Origin of the sequence: Nevskia sp., assembly GCF_051860985.1 — a bacterium.
In the GTDB taxonomy this organism is placed as follows: Bacteria; Pseudomonadota; Gammaproteobacteria; order Nevskiales; family Nevskiaceae; genus Nevskia.
In genome coordinates this window covers 1-24,676 of record NZ_JBIMKV010000019.1, presented here as the reverse complement: position 1 = coordinate 24,676, position 24,676 = coordinate 1, and the positions used below count along the sequence as shown (strand labels likewise).

Annotated in this window: 17 protein-coding genes; 3 read left to right on the top strand and 14 right to left on the bottom strand. The window is 70.9% G+C overall.

Annotated features, from left to right (window positions below; all coding sequences use genetic code 11):
• Positions 1-22: 22 nt before the first annotated feature.
• The 4 genes from ACTIGJ_RS16560 to ACTIGJ_RS16545 form a co-directional block, all read right to left on the bottom strand.
• The gene (locus tag ACTIGJ_RS16560) at positions 23-439 is read right to left on the bottom strand and encodes a hypothetical protein (protein ID WP_439641425.1); all 417 of its coding nucleotides are present in this window, start codon (positions 437-439) and stop codon (positions 23-25) included.
• Entirely contained in the window at positions 429-2,615 is a 2,187-nt protein-coding gene (locus ACTIGJ_RS16555) for a TIR domain-containing protein (RefSeq protein ID WP_439641424.1), read from the bottom strand. Before ACTIGJ_RS16555 ends, ACTIGJ_RS16560 begins: the two co-directional genes overlap by 11 nt.
• Positions 2,616-2,760: 145 nt before the next feature.
• Complete coding sequence (locus ACTIGJ_RS16550; RefSeq protein WP_439641423.1) at positions 2,761-4,308, bottom strand: deoxyribodipyrimidine photo-lyase/cryptochrome family protein; 1,548 nt, start codon at positions 4,306-4,308, stop codon at positions 2,761-2,763.
• A gap of 58 nt (positions 4,309-4,366) precedes the next feature.
• Complete coding sequence (locus ACTIGJ_RS16545) at positions 4,367-7,198, bottom strand: Ig-like domain-containing protein (protein WP_439641422.1); 2,832 nt, start codon at positions 7,196-7,198, stop codon at positions 4,367-4,369.
• A gap of 269 nt (positions 7,199-7,467) precedes the next feature.
• On the opposite strand from ACTIGJ_RS16545, the gene ACTIGJ_RS16540 reads away from it, so the two are divergent.
• Positions 7,468-10,203 carry a protein kinase domain-containing protein gene (locus ACTIGJ_RS16540; protein WP_439641421.1) on the top strand — a complete coding sequence of 912 codons (2,736 nt, stop codon included), beginning with the start codon at positions 7,468-7,470 and terminating at the stop codon, positions 10,201-10,203.
• Between the two features lie 27 nt (positions 10,204-10,230).
• On the opposite strand, the gene ACTIGJ_RS16535 is transcribed toward ACTIGJ_RS16540, so the two are convergent.
• The 3 genes from ACTIGJ_RS16535 to ACTIGJ_RS16525 all read right to left on the bottom strand — a co-directional run bounded on the left by ACTIGJ_RS16535 (position 10,231) and on the right by ACTIGJ_RS16525 (position 13,606).
• Entirely contained in the window at positions 10,231-11,136 is a 906-nt protein-coding gene (locus ACTIGJ_RS16535; RefSeq protein WP_439641420.1) for an alpha/beta hydrolase, read from the bottom strand.
• A gap of 4 nt (positions 11,137-11,140) precedes the next feature.
• Positions 11,141-13,021 carry an Lnb N-terminal periplasmic domain-containing protein gene (locus tag ACTIGJ_RS16530; RefSeq protein WP_439641419.1) on the bottom strand — a complete coding sequence of 627 codons (1,881 nt, stop codon included), beginning with the start codon at positions 13,019-13,021 and terminating at the stop codon, positions 11,141-11,143.
• A gap of 108 nt (positions 13,022-13,129) precedes the next feature.
• Entirely contained in the window at positions 13,130-13,606 is a 477-nt protein-coding gene (locus ACTIGJ_RS16525) for a DUF3015 domain-containing protein (protein ID WP_439641418.1), read from the bottom strand.
• 258 nt (positions 13,607-13,864) lie between these two features.
• On the opposite strand from ACTIGJ_RS16525, the gene ACTIGJ_RS16520 reads away from it, so the two are divergent.
• Positions 13,865-14,857 (top strand): hypothetical protein, encoded by a 993-nt coding sequence (locus ACTIGJ_RS16520; protein ID WP_439641417.1) that lies wholly within the window; start codon positions 13,865-13,867, stop codon positions 14,855-14,857.
• A 64-nt stretch (positions 14,858-14,921) separates the two neighbouring features.
• Here ACTIGJ_RS16520 and ACTIGJ_RS16515 read toward each other — a convergent pair whose 3' ends face one another.
• The 7 genes from ACTIGJ_RS16515 to ACTIGJ_RS16485 all read right to left on the bottom strand — a co-directional run bounded on the left by ACTIGJ_RS16515 (position 14,922) and on the right by ACTIGJ_RS16485 (position 23,005).
• Positions 14,922-16,349: an NAD(P)(+) transhydrogenase (Re/Si-specific) subunit beta gene (locus ACTIGJ_RS16515; RefSeq protein WP_439641416.1), complete on the bottom strand. Its 1,428-nt coding sequence runs from the start codon at positions 16,347-16,349 to the stop codon at positions 14,922-14,924.
• A gap of 10 nt (positions 16,350-16,359) precedes the next feature.
• Complete coding sequence (locus tag ACTIGJ_RS16510; protein ID WP_293003138.1) at positions 16,360-16,641, bottom strand: NAD(P) transhydrogenase subunit alpha; 282 nt, start codon at positions 16,639-16,641, stop codon at positions 16,360-16,362.
• A 12-nt stretch (positions 16,642-16,653) separates the two neighbouring features.
• Positions 16,654-17,778 carry an NAD(P) transhydrogenase subunit alpha gene (locus ACTIGJ_RS16505; protein ID WP_439641460.1) on the bottom strand — a complete coding sequence of 375 codons (1,125 nt, stop codon included), beginning with the start codon at positions 17,776-17,778 and terminating at the stop codon, positions 16,654-16,656.
• A 265-nt stretch (positions 17,779-18,043) separates the two neighbouring features.
• Positions 18,044-19,102: a hypothetical protein gene (locus ACTIGJ_RS16500; RefSeq protein WP_439641415.1), complete on the bottom strand. Its 1,059-nt coding sequence runs from the start codon at positions 19,100-19,102 to the stop codon at positions 18,044-18,046.
• 59 nt (positions 19,103-19,161) lie between these two features.
• A complete protein-coding gene (locus ACTIGJ_RS16495; protein WP_439641414.1) occupies positions 19,162-20,178 on the bottom strand; it encodes a formylglycine-generating enzyme family protein in 1,017 nt (338 codons plus the stop codon).
• On the bottom strand, positions 20,175-20,840 hold the full coding sequence (locus tag ACTIGJ_RS16490) for a TonB C-terminal domain-containing protein (protein ID WP_439641413.1): 666 nt from the start codon (positions 20,838-20,840) through the stop codon (positions 20,175-20,177). Before ACTIGJ_RS16490 ends, ACTIGJ_RS16495 begins: the two co-directional genes overlap by 4 nt.
• Before the next feature lie 287 nt (positions 20,841-21,127).
• Positions 21,128-23,005 carry an ATP-binding cassette domain-containing protein gene (locus ACTIGJ_RS16485; RefSeq protein ID WP_439641412.1) on the bottom strand — a complete coding sequence of 626 codons (1,878 nt, stop codon included), beginning with the start codon at positions 23,003-23,005 and terminating at the stop codon, positions 21,128-21,130.
• Between the two features lie 164 nt (positions 23,006-23,169).
• Here ACTIGJ_RS16485 and ACTIGJ_RS16480 point away from each other — a divergent pair, with 164 nt between their 5' ends.
• On the top strand, positions 23,170-24,588 hold the full coding sequence (locus ACTIGJ_RS16480; protein WP_439641411.1) for a PLP-dependent aminotransferase family protein: 1,419 nt from the start codon (positions 23,170-23,172) through the stop codon (positions 24,586-24,588).
• Positions 24,589-24,676 lie beyond the last annotated feature (88 nt).

The window sequence follows — 24,676 nt, the reverse complement described above, 5'->3', positions numbered from 1 at the left end:
CGGTTCCAGGGCGGTGCCGGGCTCAGACGCGCGGCCCGCCCTTGGCGCCGATCGGCGGATCGAACACCAGCGGCGGCGCGGCGATGTCGCCATTGACGGTGAAGTGCAGCGCGAACTCTTCCGGCTCGAACACGGCGCTGCTGTCGCAGGCCAGCCGCACTTCGACGGCGCTGTCGCTGATCCGCTTGACCACCAGCTGGCCGGCGTACTTGCGGGCACGTTCGCTGACGCCGGTGACCGGATCGCGGGTGCGGAAGCTGTAGGCGCGGGCCGCTTCGGTGTCCAGCTCGTAAATCACGCTGTCACAGGCGCTGGGCGTGCTGCCGGACACCAGATACACCGCCGGCACGCGGTCGCAGCGGTTGCCGTCGATCGCCTTGCGGGTCAGCTCGATGTAGGTGCGGGTCTTCAGCGGGAACGAAGGCGTCTCAGGGGTCATGGCGGGATTCCGGTGCGGATGGGCGGGACGGCGCGGCACGGGCGGCTGCCGCCATCGGTCGCAGCTGCCGGCAGTCGAGCGTCGGTTCCGAGGCACCGATCTGCGGGCAATGGCGTTCGATGAAGCCGACCACACTGTACGTCCAGGCTGCGTAATTCTCCGGCCATGCGGCGTCAGGAACGTGACCGAGTCCGCTCATCAGGCCGAGCAAGGTCTGCAGCCGCGACACCCGGCGGCCCAGTTCCGGCGCGCGCTCGTCGGCGGCATCGAGCGCGGCGCTGGCCGCCTGCCGGTGGCGCGCTGCAGCCGCCGGATCGCGATCGACATACAGCGCCACTTCCAGCGCCAGCAGATGGGCGGCGGCGCGGATCGTCGGCGCCTCGGCGGCGTCGCCGGCCAGCGTATCGAGGCCGGCCAGCGCGTCGTGGGCCAGCGCGCGCAGGGCAGTCGGCTGGCCGGCACGCCAGTGCAGCGCGAAGGCCAGTTCGCGTGCCGACAGCAGCGACAGCCTCGGCAGCTGCTGCGACGGGTCCAGCGCCAGCAGCCGGTCGAGACTGCCGATCGCCGCGTCCAGCGCCTCGGTCGCCGCCGGCCACTGGCGCAGCTGGAAGCGCGCGGTGCCCTCGATCTGCTGGTGGTAGGCGAGGCTTGCCAGGTTGTCGAGGTTGGCGGGATCGGCCTGCACCAGCGCCGTCGCCACGGCGGCGCCCTCGCGGGCGATGTCGAGCGCCAGCAGCGGCTGGTCGATCTCCAGCGCCGAAAAGCCATAGGTGCTCAGCGAGCTGGTCAGCAGGTTCTGCGCCCGCCGGTCGTCCGGGCGGTCGGCCAGCAGCCGCCGCAGCCGATCGGCGTGGCGGGCGTAGATCGCCATCGCCGCCGCGCTGTCACCAAGCTTCATCAGCGCCTGGCCTTCCCAGGACATGGTCCCGATCAGCAGCATCTCCAGATCCGGCGGCACCGGGCCGCGCGCCTGCAGCGCCTGGCCGGCGGCCAGCGCCCGGCCAAACAGCGCATGGGCCTCGGCATAGCGGCGGCGTTCGAAAGCCAGCACGCCGAGGTTGTTCCAGGCATAGGCCACCTCGGCCTGCCAGGCGATGCGCTCGGGCGCGCGGGCGGCCAGTGTCTCGGCGATCTGCTGGTAGGCGCGGAAACGGGCCTCGGCGCGATCGAAATCGCCGGCCCGCCATGCCGCGTAGCCGACCCAGTACTCGGTCTGGCCCAGCTCGAAGCGCTGCTCGTCGTCGTCCGGCGTCGCCGCCACCCGTTCGCGCTGCAGCGCCAGCGCCGCCACCAGCGTCTGCAGCGCCTCCGCCGGCCGGCCCTGCGCCAGCCGCACCTCGCCGATCTGGCGCAGCGCCCGGGCGCGCGCCGCCAGCGCTTTCGGGCCGGGTGCACGGCCGCCGTCGAGCCCGGCGAAATAGGCCATCGCCCGGTCGCCGACGGCATCGAGCAGGCCCAGCTTGCCGAGCGGCTCCAGCTGCTCGCGCAGTTCGCCGAGCATGAAGCCGATCAGCTCCTCGCCCTGCTGGCGGCTGCGCTCGGCTTCATCGCGGGCCCGCAGCGCGACCAGCGCCAGCACCACGGTCAGCGTCGCCACCACCAGGCTCAGGCCGGCAATCGCGATCAGCCGCCGGTTGCGCGCCACCAGGTCGCGGCGCCGCAGTTCGTCGAAGCCGACGCCGAGCAGGCCGGCGATGATCTTCAGCCGGGCGTGATCGCGGCCGTCGGCGTCGTCGTGCAGCTCGGCGGCCAACGCTTCGATGCCGCGCTCGCGCAACACCGGCGGCAGGCATTCGCGGGCCGGATCGGCGGCGTGCGGCTCGCCATCGGCGATCAGGCACAGCAGGCGCGACGGCGGGCTGTGCTTCAGGAACTCGGCGACTTCGTCGTTGACCCAGCGCGATGCCGCCGACTCCGGCGAGCAGATCAGCACGAAGCAGCGCGACTGCCCGATCGCCTCCATCAGCGGGCCGGCCAGCGGGCCGGCGGCCAGTTCGTCGCGATCACGGAAGATCGGGTAGAGCCGCGCCGGCACCGGGCCGTGGGCGCCGGGGCTGCCGATCAGCCGGCGCGGCACGCGATAGCGTTCGATCGCGCGATGCAGCCATTCGGCCACCGCCCGATCGCGATGGCTGTAGCTGATGAAGCCCGGATACTTGCACGCCGCGTCGGTCACGCCGTTCCCTGAACCCCGGCACCTCGGCGAGCGTCGTGCAGCGCGAGGCTCGATCGGTGCACTCCGTGTGGACGCCGAGCCTAGTCAGCGCCTCCAGCGCGGGCAAGCCGGCGACCGCCCCCGGTGCCGGGACCGCAGTGCCAGCTCAGCCCGGATCGAGATCGAGGCCGAGCTGGCTGTCGGGCTTCCGGCGGCGCGGCGGTCGCGTGGTCGGCGGCAGCCCGGCCATGCGGCTGCCGTGGCGTTCCTGGATCGCATCGGCCGCGCGGTGGAAATCCTGCCCCTTGCGGACGGCCCAGATCCGGTCGCGGGCGATCCGCGCGGCCTCCACCGGATCGACGACCGGCAGCGGATAGTCGCGGCCGAGCCGGATGCCGGCGGCGCGCTGCGCGGCCTCGTCCATCTTCCACGGCGTATGCAGCAGCGCGGTCGGCAGCCGCGCCAGCTCCGGCAGCCAGCGGCGCATGAAGACGCCGTCCGGGTCCTGGTCCAGGCCCTGCTTGACCGGGTTGTAGATGCGGATCGTGTTGATGCCGGTGACGCCGCTCTGCATCTGCATCTGCGGGTAGTGGATGCCGGGCTCGTAGTCGGTGAACAGCCGCGCCAGATGCAGCGCCGGTTCGCGCCAGTGCAGCCACAGGTGGTAGCTCGACACCGCGCACAACATCGCCCGCATCCGGAAGTTGAGCCAGCCGGTGGCGATCAGGCTGCGCATGCAGGCATCGACGAACGGCAGGCCGGTGCGGCCTTCGGCCCAGGCGCGGAAGCGCGTGTCGTCGAACGCCGATTCGCGCAGGCCGTCGCAGGCCGGATGGGTGTTCTCGAACTCGAGCCGCGGCTCGGTCTCGAGCTTCTGGATGAAGTGGCAATGCCAGTGCAGCCGGCCGATGAAGGCGCGCAGCGCCCGCGTCCAGGTCTGCCGTTCTTCCGGCGGCAGATGGTCGATGCGGCGCAGCTGCCCGGCGGCCGCCTGTGCCGCTTCGCGCAGCGACAAGGTGCCGAAGGCCAGATGCGGCGACAGCCGCGAACAGGACTCCACCGCCGTCAGCGGGCTCGACAGCTCGCGGTGATAGCGGCCGCCGCGCTCGGTCAGGAAGCTGTGCAGCGCCGCTTCGGCCTGCGAACGGCCGCCGGGCTGGCGGCCGGGACAGGGATCGGCGGCCAGCCATGGCAGCGCTTCCGGTGGCATCGGACCCGGATCGACGTCGACCGCCTGCAGCGCCAACGGCGCGGCGATGACGGCTGCGGACATCCGCTGGTCCCAGCGCCGCGCCCAGCCGTCGCGGCTCCGCATCCGGCGGATCACGCCGTTCTGCGCCACTTCGGTCCAGGCGATGCCGTGCTGGCGCGCCCAGTCGGCCACCGCGAGGTCGCGGCCGTAGCTCCAGCCGTTGCCGGTTTCCTCGTGGCTCCACAGCGCGAACGCGCCGCGCTTCTGCCGCAGTGCCTCGAACACCGCCACCGCCTCGCCACGGCGGATCACCAGCGGCGCACCCAGTGCGGCCAGCGCTGCGCGCAGCTCGATCAGCGATTCGCGGATGAACGCCCAGTGGCGGCCCGAAGCGTCCGGCTGCTGCCACAGGCCCGGTTCGACGAGATACAGCGGCAGCACCGGCCCGGCCGCTGCCGCCTGCGCCAGCGGCGCGTGATCGTGGAGGCGCAGATCGCGCTTGAACCAGACGACTTGGAGCATGCCGCCATCGTACCGATCTGCCCGCCTGCCGCGTCATGCCGCCGCTGTCGGTCCGGCTTCAGAAGCGGCACTCCAGCGCCGCGCCGAAGCGCAGCGCGCGCTGGCCGCGTGTCGGCCAGTAGATGCCGGTGTCGCCGATCAGGGCCCAGCGCTGATCCAGCGCGCGACGCAGGCCGAAACCCGCGTGCAGCGCGCCGAGATCGTCGTTGCCGCGATAGGTGATGCCGTTGATGGTGATCCGCGATTCGGAGTGCACGTAGGCGCCGCCGATCCGCGCGAAGGCCTGCCAGTCGGCGCCGATCGCCTGGTTCAGCCGCAGGCGCAGGAAGTAGGCATCGCCGCCGGCCGGCATCGCCGCCAGCAGGTCGCGGGCGAACTGGGCCGGCGCCGTGCTGGTGCCGCTGAACGTCGCGCCGTAGCGGCCGAGCTTGTCGTAGCCGGCCTCCAGCGCCAGCCAGGGCAGCAGCGGGCGGCCGCCGTAGACGCCGAAGCTGCCATCGCGGGTGTCGATCCGGGCGCTGCCGCTGTGGCCGCCGTTGGCGAGCGCCCGGTTGCCGTTGCCGGCTTCGCCGCTGTGGACGCGCCCGGCGGTCAGGCCGAGATAGCCGCGCTGCGGTGCTTCGTCGGCCTGGGCGGCGATCGACAGCAGCAGGCCGGCCAGCGCCAGCAGGCGCCGGCGGCGAGCGCGCAGCAGGGCCAGCAGGCCGAAGCCGCCGAGCAGCACGCCACCGAAAGCGCCGCCGCCGCGCCGGGCATTACCGCTGACGCTGCCCGGATCGACCGGCGGCGGTACGGCGGTGACGGTGATGGTGACGGTCGCCGCGCGGCTGTCGCCATCGACCGCGCTGGACACCCTGCTGGCGACCGGTCCGCCGCGCAGCGTTTCGCGCGGGCCGTCGCGGCCATCGCTGATCCGGTAGACGAAGCGGTCGGTGCCGGTGAAACCGGCGGCCGGCGTGTAGCGGATGCGGCCGTCGCGCAGTTCGGCCGTGCCGTTGGCGGGCGTGTCGATTGAAACGATGGTCAGCGGATCGCCGTCGGGGTCGCGGTCGTTGCCGAGCACGTCGATCAGCACGGCGCGGCCGGCTTCGGTGCTCGCGCTGTCGTCGGCGGCGACCGGCAGGCCGTTCACCGGCGCGGCGCCGGCGGTCACCGTGGTGAAGTCCTCGCGGAATTCGTCCGGCCCGGCGCTGAGAATCAGCGTGGTGGTCACCGCCGTGCCCGGCGTCGCGGCGCTGGTGTGGCGCACGCAGATGCGCATGCCGTTGTAGACCTTCTCCATCGCGGTCTCGAACAGCGGCGCGCCTTCGCCGGCGCAGCCCGCCGAGTACTCGCCGTTCTCGACCCGGATCAGCGCCGGCACGGTGTCGGTGAGCCCGGAGACGGTATAGACGTTCGAGCGCTGCTCGGTGCTCAGCGGCACGTCGACGCGATCGTCGAAGGAGAACGGATCCGGCCGGGTGTCGACGCTCAAGCCGCCGCACAGCCGCGCCAGTTCGATGCTGGTGGCGCTGCTGGTGCGGTTGTCGAGATTGCCGACCACCACCGCGCCGAGCCGGTCGACGGCCAGGCCGCCGAAGATCAGCGAGCCGGCCAGCGGAATCTGGATGCGGTCGTCGCCGAAGCCGGTATCGGGCAGGCCGTCGGCGTGGAAGCGAGCGATCTCGGTGAGGCCGTCGCTGGTGCTGCCGCCGGTCAGGAACTTGCCGTCCGGCTGCAGGGCCAGCCATTTGGTGGCGGTGCGCGCCAGGCCGCTGGTCAGCTCGCGGGTGTTGTCGGCATCGCGGAACACGAAGCCGTCGCCGCCGAAGCTGGCATCCGGGCTGCCGTCCGGGTTCAGGCGGCCGATCACGCATTCGGCGGTGAACAGCAGCTTCTGGTCCGGCTGCACCAGCAGTTCCGGGCGGATGCAGAAGCCATCGCCACGGATGTCGCGCACCACGCCGCCGCTGCCGAAGCCGGTGTCGAGGCGGCCGTCGGCGGTGTGGCCGAACAGGCGCACTTCGTTGACCGCCTCCGTGGTGTCGATCACGACGATGCGGCTGCCCTGCACCCGCACGCGGTAGCCGGTGCTGCTGAGCGCGAACGCCGGCTCGCTGCGGTTCAGCACCACGCCGTCGACGCCGTCGGCATCGGCGGTGCCGAAGCTGTCACCGGGCGTGCTGTCGCCGGCCGAGCCGTCGTCGAGCGTGCCGTCGACATTGAAGCGGGCCAGGAAGTAGCCGATCGACTGGCCGCCGGTCCGGGTGATGCTGCCGATCCCGACGATCCGGCCGTCGGCCTGCAGGGCGAGCCCGACCAGGCTGCCGACCTCATCGTCCGGCAGCGGCTTCGGCAGGGTCACGCCGCCATCGCTGCCGAAGCTGCTGTCGCGGCTGCCGTCCGGGTTCAGGCGCAGCACGGCGCTGTCGACGTTGGCGAAGCCGCCCTGGATGCCGAGCCTTGCGGTCAGCACCCGCTTGCCGTCGGGCTGGCGCACCGCGTCGGAATAGCCGCCGACGAAGTCGCGACCGTCGAGGCTGTCGGCATCGGCCCTGCCGTTGCCGGTGCCGCCTGCCGGAAAGCTGCTGTCGTCGAGCCCGGCGACGGTGAACTGGAACAGCGCCGGATCGGATTCGTTGACCGGGAACGGGCTGCCGGGGCGGACGCGCACGAAGTTGCCGCCGGCGGCGATCTGCACGCGGTCGTCATCGTCCAGCAGCAGGGTCGGCCTGAAGCTGTTGTCGGCGCCGATCGCGCGGCTGCGCCGGCCGTCGACGCCGAATTCGCGGTCGAGTGTGCCGGGAAGGGTGTCGGCGGCGCAGCGGCCCCCGGCCGAGATGGCAGCGGCGGCCTGCGCGGGCAGGACGGACAGCGCGCCCAGCAGCGCGACGAGGGTGGCGGATTTCATGGCGGGTTCCGGATGGCGGGAAGCGAGGCGAGGTGGCGGCAGTAGGTCCCGCTGCGCAGCTGCGGGACCGGCCGGTCGAGAACGGCGCGATGCTGGTCGGCGCCGGCTGCGAAGTCCGGACGAACTTCCGACGAATTTCCGACTGTTCACAAGCGCCTGATCGCACGGGTGTTTTCGTGGCCGGCGAAGGAAGGGTGAGCGGCATGGAAGCCTGTGATACGGTCCCGGTCACCCCCGTTCCGTCTGCCATCGACTGCGTCGTTCCGCCCTTGTCCGCGCCTGAAACCCCGAATCCGGCACCGCGCCGCGACCTGATCTACCGGTTCGCCGACTGCCAGCTCGACAGCCGCACGCTCGAACTGAGCGTTCGCGGCGCGCTGTCGCGGCTGGAGCCGAAGCCGCTCGAACTGCTGCTGTTCCTGCTGCGTCATCCCGGCGAAGTGGTCACCAAGGACGAGCTGCAGGACGGCGTCTGGCCGGGCCGCATCCTGTCCGAATCGGTGCTGACCAAGGCGGTGGCGCGGCTGCGCCAGGCGCTGGGCGACGAGCAGCAGGCGATCATCCGCACCGTCCACGGTTACGGCTATCGGCTGCTGGCGCCGGTCACCGTCGAGGTGGCGTCGCCGATGACCGCCAGCGCGCCGCAGCTGAAGCTGTCGCCGGGCGACAGCCTGCCGCTGCGTCCGCACTGGAAGCTCGGCGAACAGCTCGGCAGCGGCGGTCTTGGCGAAGTCTGGCTGGCCCACCACAGCAAGACCGGCGAGCGGCGGGTGTTCAAGTTCGCGCTCGATGCCGCCGGGCTGACGGCGCTGAAACGCGAGATCACGCTGTTCCGGGTGCTCAAGGACACCTACGGCGAGCGGCCGGACCTGATCCGCCTGCTCGACTGGAACATCGACGAGCCGCCGTACTTCATCGAGGCCGAGTACGCCGCCGGCGGCGCGCTGCCGCAGTGGGCGGAGTCATGCGGCGGCCTGGCCCAGGTGCCGCTCGCCGAGCGGCTGGAACTGGTTGCCCAGGCGGCCGAGGCGCTGGCCGCCGCGCACGCGGCCGGCGTGCTGCACAAGGACCTGAAGCCGGCCAACCTGCTGGTCGGCCTCGATGCGGCGGGCCGGCCGCAGATCCGGCTCGGCGACTTCGGCAGCGGCCGGCTGATGGATCTGGCGCGCCTGGAACGGCTGGAGATCACCCGGCTCGGCTTCACCCGCGTGGCCGGCGCTGCCGACGACGCTGGCGGCGACAGCAGCGGCACGCCGTTCTACTACGCCCCCGAACTGCTGGCCGGCCAGCAGCCGACCGTGCAGACCGATCTCTACGCGCTCGGCGTGGTGCTGTACCAGATGATCGTCGGCGATCTGAAACGGCCGCTGACCGTCGGCTGGGAAGCCGAGATCGCCGATCCGCTGCTGCGCGAGGACGTGGCCGCCGCTGCCGCCGGGCGCGGCGAGGAGCGCCTGCGCGACGCCGCCGAACTGGCGCGCCGGCTGCGCAGCCTGCCGCAGCGCGCCGCCCGGCAGGCCGAACTGGCTGCGCAACAGGCCGAAGCGGAGCGCCTGAACGCCCGGCTGGCGCGGCTCGGCGCGCTGCGCCGGCGGCTGGTGCCGCTGGCGGCGACCCTGCTGGTCGGCATCGTGGCGACCTCGTACATGGCCTGGCAGGCGCGCCAGGCGCGCGACCGCGCCGAGCTGGAAGCGGCCAAGGCGGAAGCCATCAACCGCTTCGTCAACGAGGACCTGCTGAACGCCGCCAATCCGCTGCAGCGCCCGCCGGGCGCGCCGGAAGTGACGGTGCGGGCGGCGATCGAGGCGGCGGTGCGGACGGTCGACAGCCGCTTCGCCGACCAGCCGGCGGTGGCCGCATCGGTGCTGACCACGCTCGGCGTGCTGCGCCACGAGTTCGGCGACTACGACGCCGCGATCGCGCTGTTCGATCAGGCGATCCGCCACGCCGAGACGGCCGCCGCGCCGGCCGAACGCGACAAGGCGCGGCTGGAGCGCGCTGCCGTGCTGATCTCCGCCGGCCGCGATGGCGACGCGGTGGCGGCCCTCGAAAGCCTGCTGGCCGATCAGCGCACGCAGCCGGTGGCGGCGCTGGAAACGCGGCTGCGGCTACTCGAGGCGCAGTCCCGGCAGGGCAGCGATGCCGCCTATCTGGCGCCGCTGGCCGCGCTGCGCAGCGAAGCCAATCGCCGGCTCGGCGAGCCGAACGGGATCGCCGGCGAGGCCGGCGGCCTGATCGCCTCGATCCACCGGGTCGCTGGCCGGCCGGAGCGCGGCGTCGACGACGCCCGCCGGGCCTGGGCCGAGCTGAAGGCGGTCTACGGCGCCGATCATCCGACCACGCTGAAGGTGCAGGTCAATCTCGCCCACGGCCTCGATGCGCTGGGTCGTCGCGATGAAGCGGTCGCGGCGGTGCGCGAGGCGGCCCGGCGCATCGAGGCGCGCTTCGGCGCCATGGCCACCGACAGCCTGTATGCGCAGAACGAGCTGGGCTACATCCTCAACCTGCAGGGCCGCTACGCCGAGGCCGAAACGGTGTTCGCCGATCTGCTCGCCCGCCACGACCAGCGGGGCAGCGGCCAGACCTTCGAGGCCACTGCGCCGCTGTCGAACCTGGCCGGCGCCCGGCTGCAGCTCGGGCGAGCTGTGGAAGCGCTGCCGCTGGTCGAGCGCGGCCTCGGCATCCTGGCGGCACTGGCCGATGCGCCGCCGCTGCGCGCGGCGATCCTGCGTCGCCTGCAGGCCGAAAGCCTGTTGCAGCTCGGCCGTCTTGATGCCGCTGCGGCGGCGCTTGATGCCGGCGAAGCGATCGCCGAAACGCTGCCGGAAGACGACCCGCGCCGGCTGGCGCTGCAGGGCGCACGGGCCCGCTGGCGGCTGGCGACCGGCGACCGCAGCGGGGGCGAGCAGCAGCTCGATGCGGTGATTGCCGCGCTGCGCCTGCAGCTGCGCGACAGCCATCCGCTGCTGGCGCCGCTGATCGCAGCCCGCCCGGCGTCGAGCTGACCGCCGGGCGGGCGCGCCCCGGCGAACTCAGCGTTCCAGCACCGGACCGGGCCGGACCGTGGCGGCGGCGCCGGCTTCGGCCAGATAGTCGAGCAGCCGGGCGCGGATCTCGTCGCGGCGCATCGCATCGATATGCCGGCCGCCGGCGATCGGCCACAGCGCCTTCGGCTCGCCGGCCCGCGCGAACAGCTGCGCCGCGTGCTGTGGCGGCACCACGGCATCGCGCTCGCCGTGGATCAGCAGCAGCGGGATCGGGCTGATCCGGTCGACCACCGCCAGCGGCGACCAGGCGTCCGACACCAGCCACGACAGTGGTCCCTGCAGCGGCCAGGTCAGCCACCAGCTGTCGAGCTTTTCGCGGGCGATGCCGCGATAGCTGGCGAAGGCGCTGTCGGCGATCACGGCGGCGATCCGGCGGCGGCTGTCGGCGTCGCCGCGCGCCACCAGGTTCAGCGCCACGGTACCGCCCAGGCTCTGGCCATAGACGAACAGCGGCAGCGTGCCGCTGTGCGACTGCAGCCAGCGCAGCGCGAGCCTTGCATCCTCGTGGATGCCGTCGACGCTGGCATGGCCTTCGGAGCGCCCGTAGCCGCGGTAGTCGAGCGCCAGCACGTGATAGCCCTGCGCCGGCAGCCAGGTCACCGCGTGGACGTGCGAGCTGAGGTTCTCGGCATTGCCGTGCAGGAACAGCAGCGCGCCGCGCGGCGTGCCGGTGGCCGGCAGGTACAGCGCATGCAGGCGGGCGCCGCCGGGGGCGGTGATCCAGACATCCTCGGCCGGCGTCGGCAGCGCCTGGTCAGGCAGGTAGTGCTTGCGATCCGGCTGCAGGAACACCGAGGTGCAGCCGCCGAGCAGCGCCAGCAGCAGCGCGATGGCGTACAGCCACCGGCTGGAGCGGCCCGGCGTCTGGCAGCGGAGCGGGGGCGCGGCCATCGGCTCAGTAGTACTGCAGGAAGCGCAGGCCGATCGCGCCCTTGGCGTCCGGCTGCTGGTCGCGCCACAGCAGCTCCAGCTGCAGCGCCTGGTGGCGGGACAGCTGCAGGTTGTTGCGCAGCATCGCCCGCAGCCGGGTCTGGCCGTTGGCGAACTTCTCGGCGCCGGCCTCGCCGTTGACGGTGATCGGGCCGGCGCCGGCCAGCAGCCCGGCGCGCAGGCCGAGCGCCGGCTGCAGCGGTTCGCGGAAGCCGGTGTTGTATTCCAGCCGGGCGGTGGCCAGGCCATACAGCCGGGTGCCGCCGCCGAGCGCCTGGGTGGCGCCGACGCCGCCGTTGACATGCACCACGCGGCGCTCGCGGCCGTCGGTCCACTGCCGTTCGGCGCCGGTCATCACCGACCACGACAGCGGTTTGAAGAAGGCGTCGCGCGGGCTCAGCGACAGGATGTCGATGACGTCGATCCGGTTGAAATCCGGCCGGCCGCGATCGCTGAGCCGGAAGTCGAAGTTGCCGAGGTTGATCTGGGCGCCGGTCGGGAAACCGTTGCGGTTCTCCTCCAGGCTGTGCAGCGACAGCCGCAGGCCGAGGCTCAGGTAGTCGCAGCCGTTCTCGCGCCAGCCGCCGACCGCCAGCCGGCGGCTGCCGTGGCTTGCGTCGGGCGCGCTGGCCGGATCGGGCTGCGCATCGGCCACCGGCAGGTCGGCGGCCTGCGCCTGCAAGGCCTGCAGCAGCCGGAAGCTGCGCTCGGCGATCGCCGGGTCGCGCTGCGGGCCGTTCTGCCGGAAGCGGAGGTACTTGTAGGCGGCGTCGATCAGCTGCGCGCGGGTGGCGGCCGGCAGCGCCTGCAGCGTGGCCGGATCGAACGGCGTCGAAGGATCGCCCAGCGTGATCACCGTGTCCCGCCACTCTGCCGGCAGCGCGTCCAGGCGCTGGCGCAGCACGGTGCCCTGCGATGGCCGGAACTGCTTGCCGTCGATCAGCCCGGCGTCCTGCACGGCGCGCACGGTGTCGATCGGAATGGCGGTCAGCGGGAAATGGCGGGTCAGGTCCAGCGCCGGCCGGGCGACTTCCAGCAGCTCGAGAATCCTGTACGAGCAGTTCTCGTCGAAGAAGTAGTAGGCGAAGCGGATGTTGCGCAGCTCCCACAGGTGCTGGATCAGCCGTTCGGTTTCCTCGGCATCGAGGTTCAGCGGGTACTCCCAGATATCGCGGTTCTCGTCGCGGTTGTACTCGCGGATTTTCTTGTAGTACTGGTCGACCTCGAACTGCCCCGGATAGCCGCCGGTCAGGCCCTTGAACGCATAGAACAGGCCGTTGTCGCGGGCGTCGACGACGGCGCCGAAGTTGACCGCGAACGACAGGTACTCGGCGCCGTCGCCGGCCTCGCCAGCATCCAGCCGCAGCAGCGTGTGGCCGAACATCGACGACGGACTGTTGAGGTAGTACGACGGAAACACCAGCACCGCCCGGGTCGCCTGCACCTGGCTGCGAAACTGCCGGTAGGCGCTGCAGTCCGGCTGCGGCAGCTCGCCGAGATCGAGCACGCTGCGCAGCCAGGTCAGCCGGGCGACGAACCGGCACTGGGCGTGCGTATCGCCGGCATCGGCCGGCGCCCGCAGCGCGGCCAGCGTGGCGTCCAGTTCGGCGCGCGGATCGTCGGCGCCGCCGGCGGCCAGGAAGAACGCATCGTCATCGGCCTGGCTGCGCCAGTGGCCGGGCCGCAGGCCGGGCTTGTAGTGCAGCAGCCGCAGCCATTCGGGGCGCTGCCACAGCGCCGTGGCGTCGGCGGGCGGCGCGGCCGGCGGCGAATCGGCGCGGATCGCGGCCGGCAGCAGCAGCCACAGCGCGGCGGCAAGGAAGGCGAGCGTGCGCGGGACGGGCATCGAAAGGGGAGGGAGGCAGCGGAAACAACGAGGCCCGGCATCGCGGGATGCCGGGCCTGCTCGCGCCGTGGCGCGCGGGCCTGCGGGCAGGCTGCCCGCAGCGGCCGATCAGATCGCGTACTTGGCGAACTGGGCGTCCGACTTCATCAGCGTCTCGAGCGTCGCAGCCACCTGGTCGGCGGTGACGTTCTCGCTCGGGTACAGCACCGAGAAGTTGCGGTGGGCCAGCGACGCGAACGCGGCGCGTTCGGCCTTCGGCACGCCGTAGGCAACGGCCACCGCGTTCAGCGCTTCGCCATCGCCGGCGGCGACATCGGCGGAGAACTCGTCAAACAGCGCCGACACCATCTTCTTGCCGCCGTAGGTCAGCTTGCCGTCGGTCGAGCAGCCGTTGGTGCCCGAGGTCATGCCGAACGTGGCATTGCCGGAGGTGCCGTTGGTGGTGGTCGCCAGGAAATGCGGGCCGATGCCGGACTGGCCTTCGAACAGCATGTTGCCCCAGCCGCAGTTCGGGCCGCCGGGGGCGTCGGCGAGGACGGCGGTCGACGACACCAGCAGGGCTGCGCCAATGAGCAGATTCTTCATAACCATTCTCCTAGTAGTCATTCTTCTCGGGTGATGCGGACCGCGTGCGCGGGCCGCTGGCGATGGTATGCCGGCCTTTGCGACCGGCTCAAGACGAGGCGGGCCACTGGCCGCCGCCGCTTTGTGCGCAACGGCAAGCTTGGCCTGCGACGTTGACCTGGTGATGACACGGCCGGCCTTGCCGCGCCGGCAGCCCTCGCGAGGTGGCGGGCGCGCGGCCTATGCTCGCGCCACCCCCTGACCGCCTGCGGAACGCCCATGCTGCTGCCCCTCATCGATGTGCTGATCGGCCTGACCGTCGTCTACCTGGTGCTGGCGACTGCGGCGTCGACCGCCGTCGACTTCGCCGAAGTCTGGCTGCGCCGGCGCGGCCGGCTGCTGGAACAGGGCATCACCGAGATCTTCTCGAAGACGCTGGCGGTATCGCGGGAAGGCGATGCAGCGGCGACCGCCGCGCTGGTCGAGGCCTTCTACAGCAGCCCCTATATCAGCTCGCTGTACGAGGGCCACTACCAGCCCGGCGGGCCGCTGCTGCCGTCGGCGATTCCGCCGCACCGCTTCGCCGGCGCGGTGCTGGCGCTGGCGCGCGAGAACGAAACGTTCAAGACCTCGGTCAATCGCATGCTCAAGGTCGCCGGGCTGTCGCTGGACAGCCCGCGCGCCGAGGTCGAGGCGGTGATCGCGACTTACTTCACCGAATCGATGGACCGCGTCACCGGCTGGTACCGCCGCCACGTCCAGAAAGTGCTGTTCGCGCTGGGGCTGGCATCCGCGGTGCTGCTCAACGCCGATACGCTGCAGCTGCTGAAGGTGCTGTCGCAGTCGCCGGAGGTGCGCGAAAAGGTGGTGCTGGCGGCGGTCGAGGTCGCCCGCGAGCAGCCGGCCGAAGTGGCCGCCTGCGCCGGCAGTGGCCGGACGTCCGAAGCCTGCGAGCAGGCGCTGGCCGATCGGCTCGGCCAGCAGTTGTCGGTGGTCGGCGCGCTGGGGCTGCCGCTGGGCTGGGACGGCCCGAACGGCCAGCTCTGCGCCAGTTGCCGGCCGCAGGACCGCTGGACCGCCTGGGTGCTGCCGGTCACCGGCAAGCTCGCCGGCCTGCTGCTGACGGCGCTGGCGACCACGCTCGGCGCGCCGTTCTGGTTCGACCTGCTGAACAAGCTGTTCGCTGCCCGCGACCTGCTGCGTCGCAAGGGGCAGCCGGCTGCCCCGGCTGTCCCGGCACCGCCGTCCGGCGGTACTGCTCCCGGCACCTGACGGCCGGCAGTCGCGCCAACGAAAAAGGCCACCCGAAGGTGGCCTTTTTCATGTGGCAGGACGCTCAGTGACCGCCGCCATCCAGCGACTTCACTGCCTGGATCATCGACACCAGCACCTTCTGGGCATCGCCGTAGACCATGTTGGCGTTGTCGGCGAAGAACAGCTCGTTCTCGACACCCGAGTAGCCCTTGCCCTGGCCGCGCTTGACGACGTAGACCTGCTTGGCCTGGTCGACGTTGAGGATCGGCATGCCATAGATCGGGCTCGACTTGTTGGTGCGGGCGGCCGGGTTCACGGTGTCGTTGGCGCCGATGACGATCGCGACATCGGCTTCCTTGAACTCGCCATTGATGTCTTCCATGTCGTAGATGATGTCGTACGGCACGCCGGCTTCGGCGAGCAGCACGTTCATGTGGCCGGGCATGCGGCCGGCCACCGGATGGATCGCGAACTTCACTTCGACACCGGCGTCCTGGCACAGCTTCACGAACTCGTAGAGCTTGTGCTGGGCCTGCGCCACTGCCAGGCCGTAGCCCGGGGCGATGATGACCTTCGAGGCGTAGCGCATGTTGATGCCGGCGTCGCCGGCCTCGATCGGCTTCATGCTGCCCTTGATCTCGCCCTGCTCCTCGCCGGCAGCCGCGCCGAAGTTCGAGAAGATCACGTTGGAGACCGAGCGGTTCATGGCCTTGGCCATCAGCAGCGTCAGCAGGGTGCCGGCGGAGCCGACCACCATGCCGGCGATCATCAGCGCCGGGTTCTGCAGCACGAAGCCTTCGAAGCCGACCGCCAAGCCGGTGAAGGCGTTGTACAGCGAGATCACCACCGGCATGTCGGCGCCGCCGATCGGCATGGTCATCAGCACGCCGAAGATCAGCGCCAGCACGAAGAACGCCGCCGTCATCCACAGCGGCGCATGGCCGTGGGCAGCGAAGGCGATGTACAGGCCCAGGCCAAGCGTGGCGACGAAGAACGTGCCGTTCATCGCCTGCAGGCCGCTGAAGCGCCAGGTGCCGTTGACCCGGCCGTCGAGCTTGGCCCAGGCGATCACCGAGCCGGACAGCGAGATCGCACCAATCAGCGAACCGATGATGGTGACCACCAGCGGCACCAGCGCGTGCTCGGCGTTCGGCCGGAACAGCTCGACCGCACCGATCGCGGCCGCGGCACCGCCGCCCATGCCGTTGTAGAGCGCGACCATCTGCGGCATCGCGGTCATTTCGACCTTCTTGCCGCTGACCCAGGCCCAGCCGAGGCCGATCGCCAGCGCCACCGCGCCGAGCGCGGCATTGACCACCAGATGTGGCTTGGCGGCTTCGTTGACGTTGAACACGTACAGGAAGCTGGCCACCACGGCGATCACCATGCCGAGGCCGGCGACCCGGATGCCCGAGGCCGCCGTGACCGGCGAGGACATCCGCTTCAAGCCGTAGATGAAGAGAAAGGCTGCGCCCAGGAACGCGGCGTCGATGATGAGTGCGGGATTCATGGAGGCTGCCTTACTTCGAGGACTTGAACATCTGCAGCATGCGTTCGGTCACCACGTAACCGCCGGCCGCGTTGCCGGCGCCGAGCAGCACCCCGACGAAGCCGATGACCTGCTCGGTCACCGTGGTCGCGTTGAGCAGCGCGAACAGCGCGCCGACGACGACGATGCCGTGCACGAAGTTGGAGCCCGACATCAGCGGCGTGTGCAGGATCGACGGCACCCGGCCGATGATCTCGTAGCCGGTGAAGGCGGCGAGCATGAAGATGTACAGCGCGATGAATCCGGTCAGCATGGCGTTGCTCCCTTAAGCTTCAACGGCTTTCTTGGCCGCTTCGTTCTTGATCTCGCCGGCGTGCGTCAGGCAGCTCTTGGCGATGATCTCGTCGTTCCAGTCCAGCTGAATCGCCTTGTCCTTGAGGAACAGCTCGATCAGGTTGTACTGGTTCTTCGCATACAGCTCGCTGGCGTGCTCGCCGAGCAGGCTCGGCACATTGAGCGGCGCGACGATCGACACCTGGCCGACCTGAGTGGTCTCGCCCGGCACGGTGTACTCGGTGTTGCCGCCGCCTTCGGCCGCGAGATCGATGATCACCGCGCCGGCCTTCATGCCGTCGACCTGCGCCTTGGAGATCAGCTTCGGGCTCGGGCGGCCCGGGATCGCGGCGGTGGTGATGATGATGTCGGCGCTCTGGATGTGCTTGGTGACGACGGCGGCGATCTTGGCCTTCTCCTCGTCGGTCAGCTCGCGGGCGTAGCCGCCGGTGCCGCGCGCATCGACACCGGTGTCGATGAACTTGGCACCGAGCGATTCGACCTGCTCCTTCACTTCCGGACGCACGTCATAGCCTTCGACGCGGGCGCCGATGCGGCGCGCGGTGGCGATCGCCGACAGACCGGCCACACCGACGCCCATCACCAGCACCGTGCCCGGCTTGATCGAGCCGGTGGCGAAGGTGGTCATCGGCATCATGCGGGCGATCGAGGTGGCGCCGAGCAGCGCGCCGTAATAGCCGGCGAGCGCGGCCTGCGACGACAGCGCGTCCATCGACTGGGCGCGGGTGATGCGCGGCACCAGTTCCATCGCCAGGCAGGTGATCTTCTTGTCGCGCAGGACCTTGACCAGCTCCGGTTCCTTGTGGGCGTAGACGAAGGACAGCAGGATCGCGCCTTCCTTCATCGCGCCGACCGTCTCGACGCTCGGCGGCTGCACCGACAGCACGATGTCGGCGTCGGAGACCAGACCCTGCGGATTGGCGGCGAAGGACACCGACTTGAACGCCGAATCCGGCAGTTTGACGGCATCGCCGGCGGCGGTCTGCATGTGCAGTTCGGCGCCCAGCTTGGTCAGCTTGTCGGCGACGACGGGCACCAGCGCGACCCTGCGCTCGTTGGCGCGGGTTTCCTTCAGCACGGCAATTTTCACCGGCATCGACACTTCCTCAAGGCTTGGGGTCACTGGGGCCGGAACAGGGCGTGGCCAGCGGGCGAACGGCGACCATTCCGGCTTGGTTGTGCCTGCGACGGGGCCACTCGGCCCCCATCATCCCCGTCGTCAAGCGACGCGGAGTCTAGCCCAAGGGGGGGCTGTTCACAGCAAATTAATGTTCCACCCTCGATTCATTGCCGGGCCTCGCCGCGTAGCGGCGGGGGCGAGGCTGCGGATGCGGGGCCAGCGGGGCCGCGCGGCGGCCGTGTCAGTGGGTGACCGGCTTGCGGCCCTGCTCGACGGCCGGCGGCAGCGCCGCGGCGGCGGCCAGCGGCTTGAACGACCAGCTGAAGCTGACCTTGGCGCTGCCATCGGACAGGCCCTGCACGGTGAAGTCGCCATCGAGCGGGGCCTTCAGCGGCAGGGTCACGGCGGCCTTGAAGCTGTCGGTCGGCGTGCTGCGCAGCTTTTCGCTGGTCCAGTTCAGCACTTCGAACGGCGGCGGCAGCGGCACCGTTTCGGTCGGCATCGCCAGCCCGCTGCGGCTCATCGTCGAGGTGCCGGGCGGCGAGGGCAGGAACAGGTTTTCGACATCGACGCCGCCCTTCAGCGTGTCGACGGTGACGATGTACTTCTCGCACAGCGTCTTGCGGTCGTCGTCGCTGCCGGTGGTGTCGGCGCTGCGGCTCAGCGCATACGGCTCCAGCTTTTCCTTCTTGCGGTCGAAGGCGCGGATGCCCTTGACCTGCACGTCGTACTTCACGCGGATCGAGATCGGGCAGTTGGCGTAGCCGAAGAAGTACAGGTAGCGCGGCACGTCGGCGATGCCCGGCGCGGCGAGGAACTCCTCCAGCTCCTGGCGGGTGTTGCTCTTCAGCGCGTTCAGCGCCGCCAGCCGCTCGACCGCGCGGTTGTTGCACTCGAAGCTGTCGAAGCAGGTGACGCCGGCCTTCTGGTAGCGCTCGGCCAGTGCCTCGGCCGCTTCGGAGGACTCCGGCAGCTGGCCGCCGTTCAGCGCCTTCAGCGCGTTCAGGCCCTTGCGCGCGTAGTACTGCGGCTTGATCTCCAGCCGCAGGTCCTGGTCGGCATCGAGCAGGTTGTCGCTGTACAGCACGCCGTCGGAGCGCAGCTGGGTGCGCACCACGTATTCCTGGCGGGTGGTCGCCTCGGTGGCCTGCGGGCCGTTCTTCCAGTGCTGCTGGCCGTCGACCGTCAGGCGGAATTCGAATACCCGCTCGATCGGCTTCGGCGCGGCTGGCGGTGCGGCGGCCAGCAGCGGCGTGGCGAGGCAGGACAGCGCGGCGGTGGCGATCAGGCGATGGCGCATGGCGGCAGCGACTCCGGTGGCGGGCGAGCGAGGCTCGGAGTACGACTTGGGACTTAGGCTCAGGGCGTGGCGGCAGCTGGTGTTTCCGGTGCTGCCGCCGGCGCGGCAGGCGACTTTGGCCGCGCCAGGCTCAGCGCCACCCGGAAGCCGAGCCCGTCGCTGTAGTTCGACGCCGGATCGGCGTCGCGGTTCGACAGCCGCAGCGACGAGGAGCCATTGCCCCAGCCGCCGCCCCGGTTGACGCGCTTGGCGCAGGTGCCGTCGGTGCCCGGCTCCAGCCAGGCGCGACCATCGGTCGGCGCGCCGGTGAAGTCCGGGTGCCAGCAGTCCTCGACCCATTCCCAGACGTTGCCCTGCATGTCGTGCACGCCCCAGGCGTTGGCTGGAAAGCTGCCGACCGGCGCGGTGGTCGGAAAGTGGTCGTTGCAGTTGATCGCCCAGTACAGCTCCGGGAAGCGCTCGCGGGCGCTCTGGTCGAGCGCGTTGGCGTATTCGCAGGTCACGGTGTCGACCTGGCCCCAGCTCCAGGTGTAGTTGGCGGTGGCGCTGGCCCGCGCGGCGTATTCCCACTCCGCTTCGGTCGGCAGCCGGTACGGGCGGCCGGTCCGGATGCGCAGCCAGGCAACGTAGGCCTTAGCCTGGTGCCAGGACACGCCGACCACCGGATGCCGGCCGGCGCTGTCGCCTGCTTCCGGCTTGATCTGCGCCTCGCTGCAGCCGCCGGCGTCGACGCAGGCCTGGTACTCGGCGCGGGTGACTTCATAGCGGCCGATCGCGAACGGCCCGATGCTGACCTCATGCACCGGCCGCTCGTACGGCTGGCCGCTGCCGATGGCGTCGCCCATCGCGTAGCGGCCGCCTCGGAACGAGGCCATTTCCGGCGTCTCCGGGCAATGCCGGAAGTAGCTGATGCGGCGGTCGGCGGAGCGCGTGCGGCTGGTCGTGCAGCCGGCCGGGGCGGAGGCCTCGGCGGCCGGGGGCGCCGTCGGGGCTGCGGCCGGCGCCGGTGCCGCAAGCGATTCGACGGACAGCACCAGCAGGACGGTTGAAAGCAGGGCGGGACGCAGGCGGGTCACGGGGTGAACTCGATCTCGATGGAGCCATCGGCGGTCTTCGCCTCGATCAGCGGCAGCGGCTGGCTTTTCCAGATCGCCCTGCGTACCGATTCCTCGAGGTCGTACTCGCCGCACTTGTTCAGGAATTCCACGCCGGTGATGCGGCCGCCGGCCCGGTAGTCGATCCGGATCGAGCAGCTGAAGTTCCGCGGCCGGCGCGCCGGTGGCAGCCAGTTGTCGCGGAAGCGGCCGAGCAGCGATTCCTCCGGCGTTTCCACCGGCGGCACCGGCGGTGCCGGCGATGGCGTCTGGGTCGAGGCGCCGGCCGGCTTCGCGGGCGACGGCTGTGGCTTGGCCACCGGCTTCGGCTCGGTCTTCGGCTTCGCCGGCACCGGGGTCGGCAACGGCGTCGGCAGCGGCGCCAGCTTGGCCATCTCCTTCGGCGGCGTCGGCGGCTTCGGGGTCGGCAGACTCGGCGGCACCATCACCTTCGGCGCAGGCGGGGCCGGCGGCGCCATGACGATCTGGATCGACTTCGGCAGGTTCGAGGCCGGTGCGCCGCGCTGCGGCGCGCGGAAGCTGGTCACCAGGATGGCGATCAGCAGCGCGTGGAACACCAGCGACGACGTGGCGCTCCACCAGCGCGGCACCTCGCCGGGATCGTTGCGGGTTGAAGGGTTCACGCGCGGCTGCCGTTGCAGGATCGGGAGGCGATGGTGTTGGGCCCCGTTCAGCGCGGACGCGGCCGGCCGGACACGGTCACGCCAGCCGTCACGACGGCGGCGCGCAGCGCCTTGCGGCTGCAGCAGGCGCCCGCCGCCGAAGCACGGCGCGGGCAAAGGGGGTGAGCGATCATCGGACGCCTCAAGTCGTGTGCTCGATCTTGTGCCGCGAGCCTACAACAGATGCGGGCCGGCTTTCGGCGTCGCCGCCCGGCCTAAAGTCTGGCCGTCGCCGGCCGGGACCGGCGTCAGCCGCGCAGCGCTTCCAGCGTCTCCCAGCGGGCGTAGGCGGCCGCCAGTTCCTCGTCGACCTGGGCCAGCCGCTTCTGGGTGGCCACCACCTTGTCGCGCGGGCCGGAATAGAACGCCGGATCGCTGACTTCCAGGCTCAGCTTCTGCTGCTCGGCTTCCAGCTTGTCGATCTTCTTCGGCAGCTGGTCCAGCTCCTGCTTGTCCTTGCCGGACAGGCCGGAAGCCGGCTTGGTCACCACCTTGGCGGCGGCGCTCTCGGCCCGCTTCGGGTCCGGCCGCACGGCGGTGAAGGTCGGCTCCTTGCGCTGGCGCAGCCAGTCGTCGTAGCCGCCGATGTACTCGCCGATCCGGCCGCCGCCCTCGTAGACATAGGTCTTGGTGACGACGTTGTTCAGGAACGCGCGGTCATGGCTGACCATCAGCACCGTGCCCTGGTAGTCGACCAGCAGTTCTTCGAGCAGGTCTAGCGTCTCGACGTCGAGATCGTTGGTCGGCTCGTCGAGCACCAGCAGGTTCGACGGCTCGGCGAACAGCCGAGCCAGCAGCAGGCGCGAGCGCTCGCCGCCGCTCAGCGCCTTGACCGGCGAACGGGCGCGGTCCGGCGTGAACAGGAAGTTCTGCAGATAGCTCATGACGTGCAGCTGCTTGCCGTCGATGATCACGTAATCCTTGCCGCCGCCGATGTTCTCGAACACCGGCTTGGATTCGTCGAGCGCGGCCCGGAGCTGGTCGAAGTAGGCGACTTCCAGCTTGGTGCCGATCCGCACCGTGCCCGCATCCGGTTCCAGCTTGCCGAGCAGCAGATTCAGCAGCGTGGTCTTGCCGGCGCCGTTGGGGCCGATGATGCCGATCTTGTCGCCGCGCAGGATGGTGGTCGAGAAGTTCTTGACGATGGTCCGCTCGCCGCGCGCAAAGGCGATGTTCTTCGCTTCGGCCACCAGCTTGCCGCTCTTCTCCGCCTCCTGCAGCACCAGCTTGGCTTCGCCCGGCAGATTGCGCCGCGCCTCGCTGTCGCGGCGCAGCTGCTTGAGCCGTTCGACGCGGCCCTGGTCGCGCGTGCGCCGGGCCTGGATGCCCTTGCGGATCCAGACCTCTTCCTGGGCCAGCTTCTTGTCGAACAGCGCGTTGGCCTGTTCCTCGATGCGCAGCGCCTCTTCCTTGCGCACCAGGTATTCGTCGTAGGTGCCCGGCCAGCTGCGCAGGATGCCGCGATCCAGCTCGATGATGCGGGTCGCCAGCCGGCGCAGGAAGGCGCGGTCATGGGTGACGAACAGCAGGGTGCCGGGCCACGAGGCGAGGAAGTCTTCCAGCCAGGTGATCGAGTCGATGTCGAGATGGTTGGTCGGCTCATCCAGCAGCAGCACGTCCGGCTCGGCGACCAGCGCCCGGGCCAGCAGCGCGCGCCGCTTCAGGCCGCCGGACAGCGCCGCGAACGCGGTATCCGGCGGCAGCTGCAGGCGCTCGCACATCGCCTGCACCTTGGAATCGATGGTCCAGCCATCCAGCGCTTCGAGCGCGCTCTGCACCTTGCCGAGCTTGTCGAGATTGTCCGGCTCGTGGACCAGCAGGTGGTGGTACTCGGCGACCAGCCGGCCGGCGCGGCCAAGGCCGTCGGCCACCACCTCGAATACCGAGCCTTCGACACCCTTCGGCACGTCCTGCGGCAGCTCGGTGATGCGCAGGCCCTGGCTGCGCACCAGTTCGCCGGAGTCGATCGTGACCTCGCCGCTGAGTACCTTCATCAGCGTCGACTTGCCGGTGCCGTTGCGGCCGACCAGACACAGCCTTTCGCCCGGTTCCAGCGTGAAGTTCACCTGGTCGAGCAACACGGTGTTGCCGAGGTTCAGGTTCACGTTCTTGAAGCTGATCAGCATGGAAGCACGGCTCGCAGCGGGGACGGGGCCGGATTGTACGGGGCCGCAGGCAGGGCGACCGGATCGCGGGGCCGCGCGCCTGGCATGTCGCGGCCGCGCCATCGCGACTACCCTGACGGACCTTCCGTTGCCCTGCGGCCGTGCGCCGCCCGCCACCCGCCGAGATGACGCTCTACAAGCGCTACGCAGACGAACTGGCCCAGCTGGTCGCCGACGGCACCCTGCAGGTCGGCGAACGCCTGCCGTCGGTGCGCGAGGCCAGCCGGCGGCGCGACCTGAGCGAGATGACCGTGCTGCGCGCCTACCACCTGCTGGAAGCGCGCGGCCTGATCGTGGCGCGACCGCGCTCCGGCTACTTCGTGCAGGCGCGGCCGCCGCGCCCGCTGGGCCGGCCGCCGCGCTCGGCACCGCCGCCGCTGGCCACGGCGGTCGACAAGGGCGCGCAGATCCACGCGCTGCTGACGGCAATCCGCCAGCCGCACATCGTGCCGCTGGGTTCGGCGTTCCCCAGTCCGCGACTGCTGCCGCTGAAGGCGCTGCACGGCGCACTGAACCGCAGCCTGCGCCGGCTCGATCCGCTGCGGACGGTGGCCGACCTGTCGCCCGGCAATCCCGAGCTGCGGCGGCTGATCGCGCTGCGCTATCGCGGCGACGGCATCGCCGTCGACGCCGACGATCTGGTGATCACCGATGGCGCGCTGGAAGCGCTGAACCTGTGCCTGCAGGCGGTGACCCGGCCGGGCGACACGGTGATCCTCGAATCGCCGACCTTCTACGCCGCGCTGCAGGCGCTGGAACGCCTGCACCTGAAGGCCGTCGAAGTGCCGACCGATCCGGATACCGGCATCGATCTCGACGCCCTCGATGCCGCCGTGCGTCAGCACCGGCCGGCAGCGGTCTGGCTGATGACCAGCTTCCAGAATCCGCTCGGCGCGACGATGCCGGAGGCGCGCCGGCAGGCGCTGGTCCGGCTGCTGGCCGGCCACGACGTGCCGCTGATCGAGGACGACGTCTACGGCGAGCTGTACTACGGCGCGACCCGGCCGAAACCGGCCAAGGCCTTCGATACCGACGGCAGGGTGCTGCACTGCGCCTCGTTTTCCAAGTGCCTGGCGCCGGGCTACCGGATCGGCTGGGCAGCGGCCGGACGCTGGACGGCCACCGTCGAACGGCTGAAGCTCGGCAGCAGCCTGTCAGCGGCCGTGCCCTCGCAGCTGGCGCTGGTCGACTACCTGTCCGGCGGCGGCTATGGCCGTCATCTGCGCAAGCTGCGCGACACGCTCAGCCAGGCGCGCGACCGCGTGATCGACGCGGTCCAGCAGCACTTCCCGGCCGGGACCCGGATTACCCGGCCGGAGGGCGGCTACTTCCTGTGGCTGGAACTGCCGGCCGGCATCGACACCCGGGCGCTGCAGCAGGCGGCGCTGGCCCGCGACATCAGCCTGGCGCCGGGCACGCTGTTCTCGGCGCGCGAGGACTTCCGCCACGGCCTGCGCCTCAACTACGGCCACCCGGACGATCCACGGGTGCTGCCGGCGATCGCCACGCTCGGCGCGCTGATCGACGACCTGGCGCGCCGCTAGGGCCTGTCATCAATTGCTTTGGTCGCTGCGTTGCAGGTCAAAAGGCCGCCGGGCGAGGCGCGAACCGCAGGCCATAGCGATTCTATGG

Coding starts and splice junctions, on each gene's coding strand:
- ACTIGJ_RS16520 (WP_439641417.1), top strand. CDS start 13,865: ATGCTGCTGCCCCTCATCGATGTGCTGATCGGCCTGACCGTCGTCTAC.
- ACTIGJ_RS16505 (WP_439641460.1), bottom strand. CDS start 17,778: ATGCCGGTGAAAATTGCCGTGCTGAAGGAAACCCGCGCCAACGAGCGC.
- ACTIGJ_RS16545 (WP_439641422.1), bottom strand. CDS start 7,198: ATGAAATCCGCCACCCTCGTCGCGCTGCTGGGCGCGCTGTCCGTCCTG.
- ACTIGJ_RS16530 (WP_439641419.1), bottom strand. CDS start 13,021: ATGCCCGTCCCGCGCACGCTCGCCTTCCTTGCCGCCGCGCTGTGGCTG.
- ACTIGJ_RS16510 (WP_293003138.1), bottom strand. CDS start 16,641: ATGCTGACCGGATTCATCGCGCTGTACATCTTCATGCTCGCCGCCTTC.
- ACTIGJ_RS16550 (WP_439641423.1), bottom strand. CDS start 4,308: ATGCTCCAAGTCGTCTGGTTCAAGCGCGATCTGCGCCTCCACGATCAC.
- ACTIGJ_RS16480 (WP_439641411.1), top strand. CDS start 23,170: ATGACGCTCTACAAGCGCTACGCAGACGAACTGGCCCAGCTGGTCGCC.
- ACTIGJ_RS16485 (WP_439641412.1), bottom strand. CDS start 23,005: ATGCTGATCAGCTTCAAGAACGTGAACCTGAACCTCGGCAACACCGTG.
- ACTIGJ_RS16535 (WP_439641420.1), bottom strand. CDS start 11,136: ATGGCCGCGCCCCCGCTCCGCTGCCAGACGCCGGGCCGCTCCAGCCGG.
- ACTIGJ_RS16500 (WP_439641415.1), bottom strand. CDS start 19,102: ATGCGCCATCGCCTGATCGCCACCGCCGCGCTGTCCTGCCTCGCCACG.
- ACTIGJ_RS16515 (WP_439641416.1), bottom strand. CDS start 16,349: ATGAATCCCGCACTCATCATCGACGCCGCGTTCCTGGGCGCAGCCTTT.
- ACTIGJ_RS16525 (WP_439641418.1), bottom strand. CDS start 13,606: ATGAAGAATCTGCTCATTGGCGCAGCCCTGCTGGTGTCGTCGACCGCC.
- ACTIGJ_RS16560 (WP_439641425.1), bottom strand. CDS start 439: ATGACCCCTGAGACGCCTTCGTTCCCGCTGAAGACCCGCACCTACATC.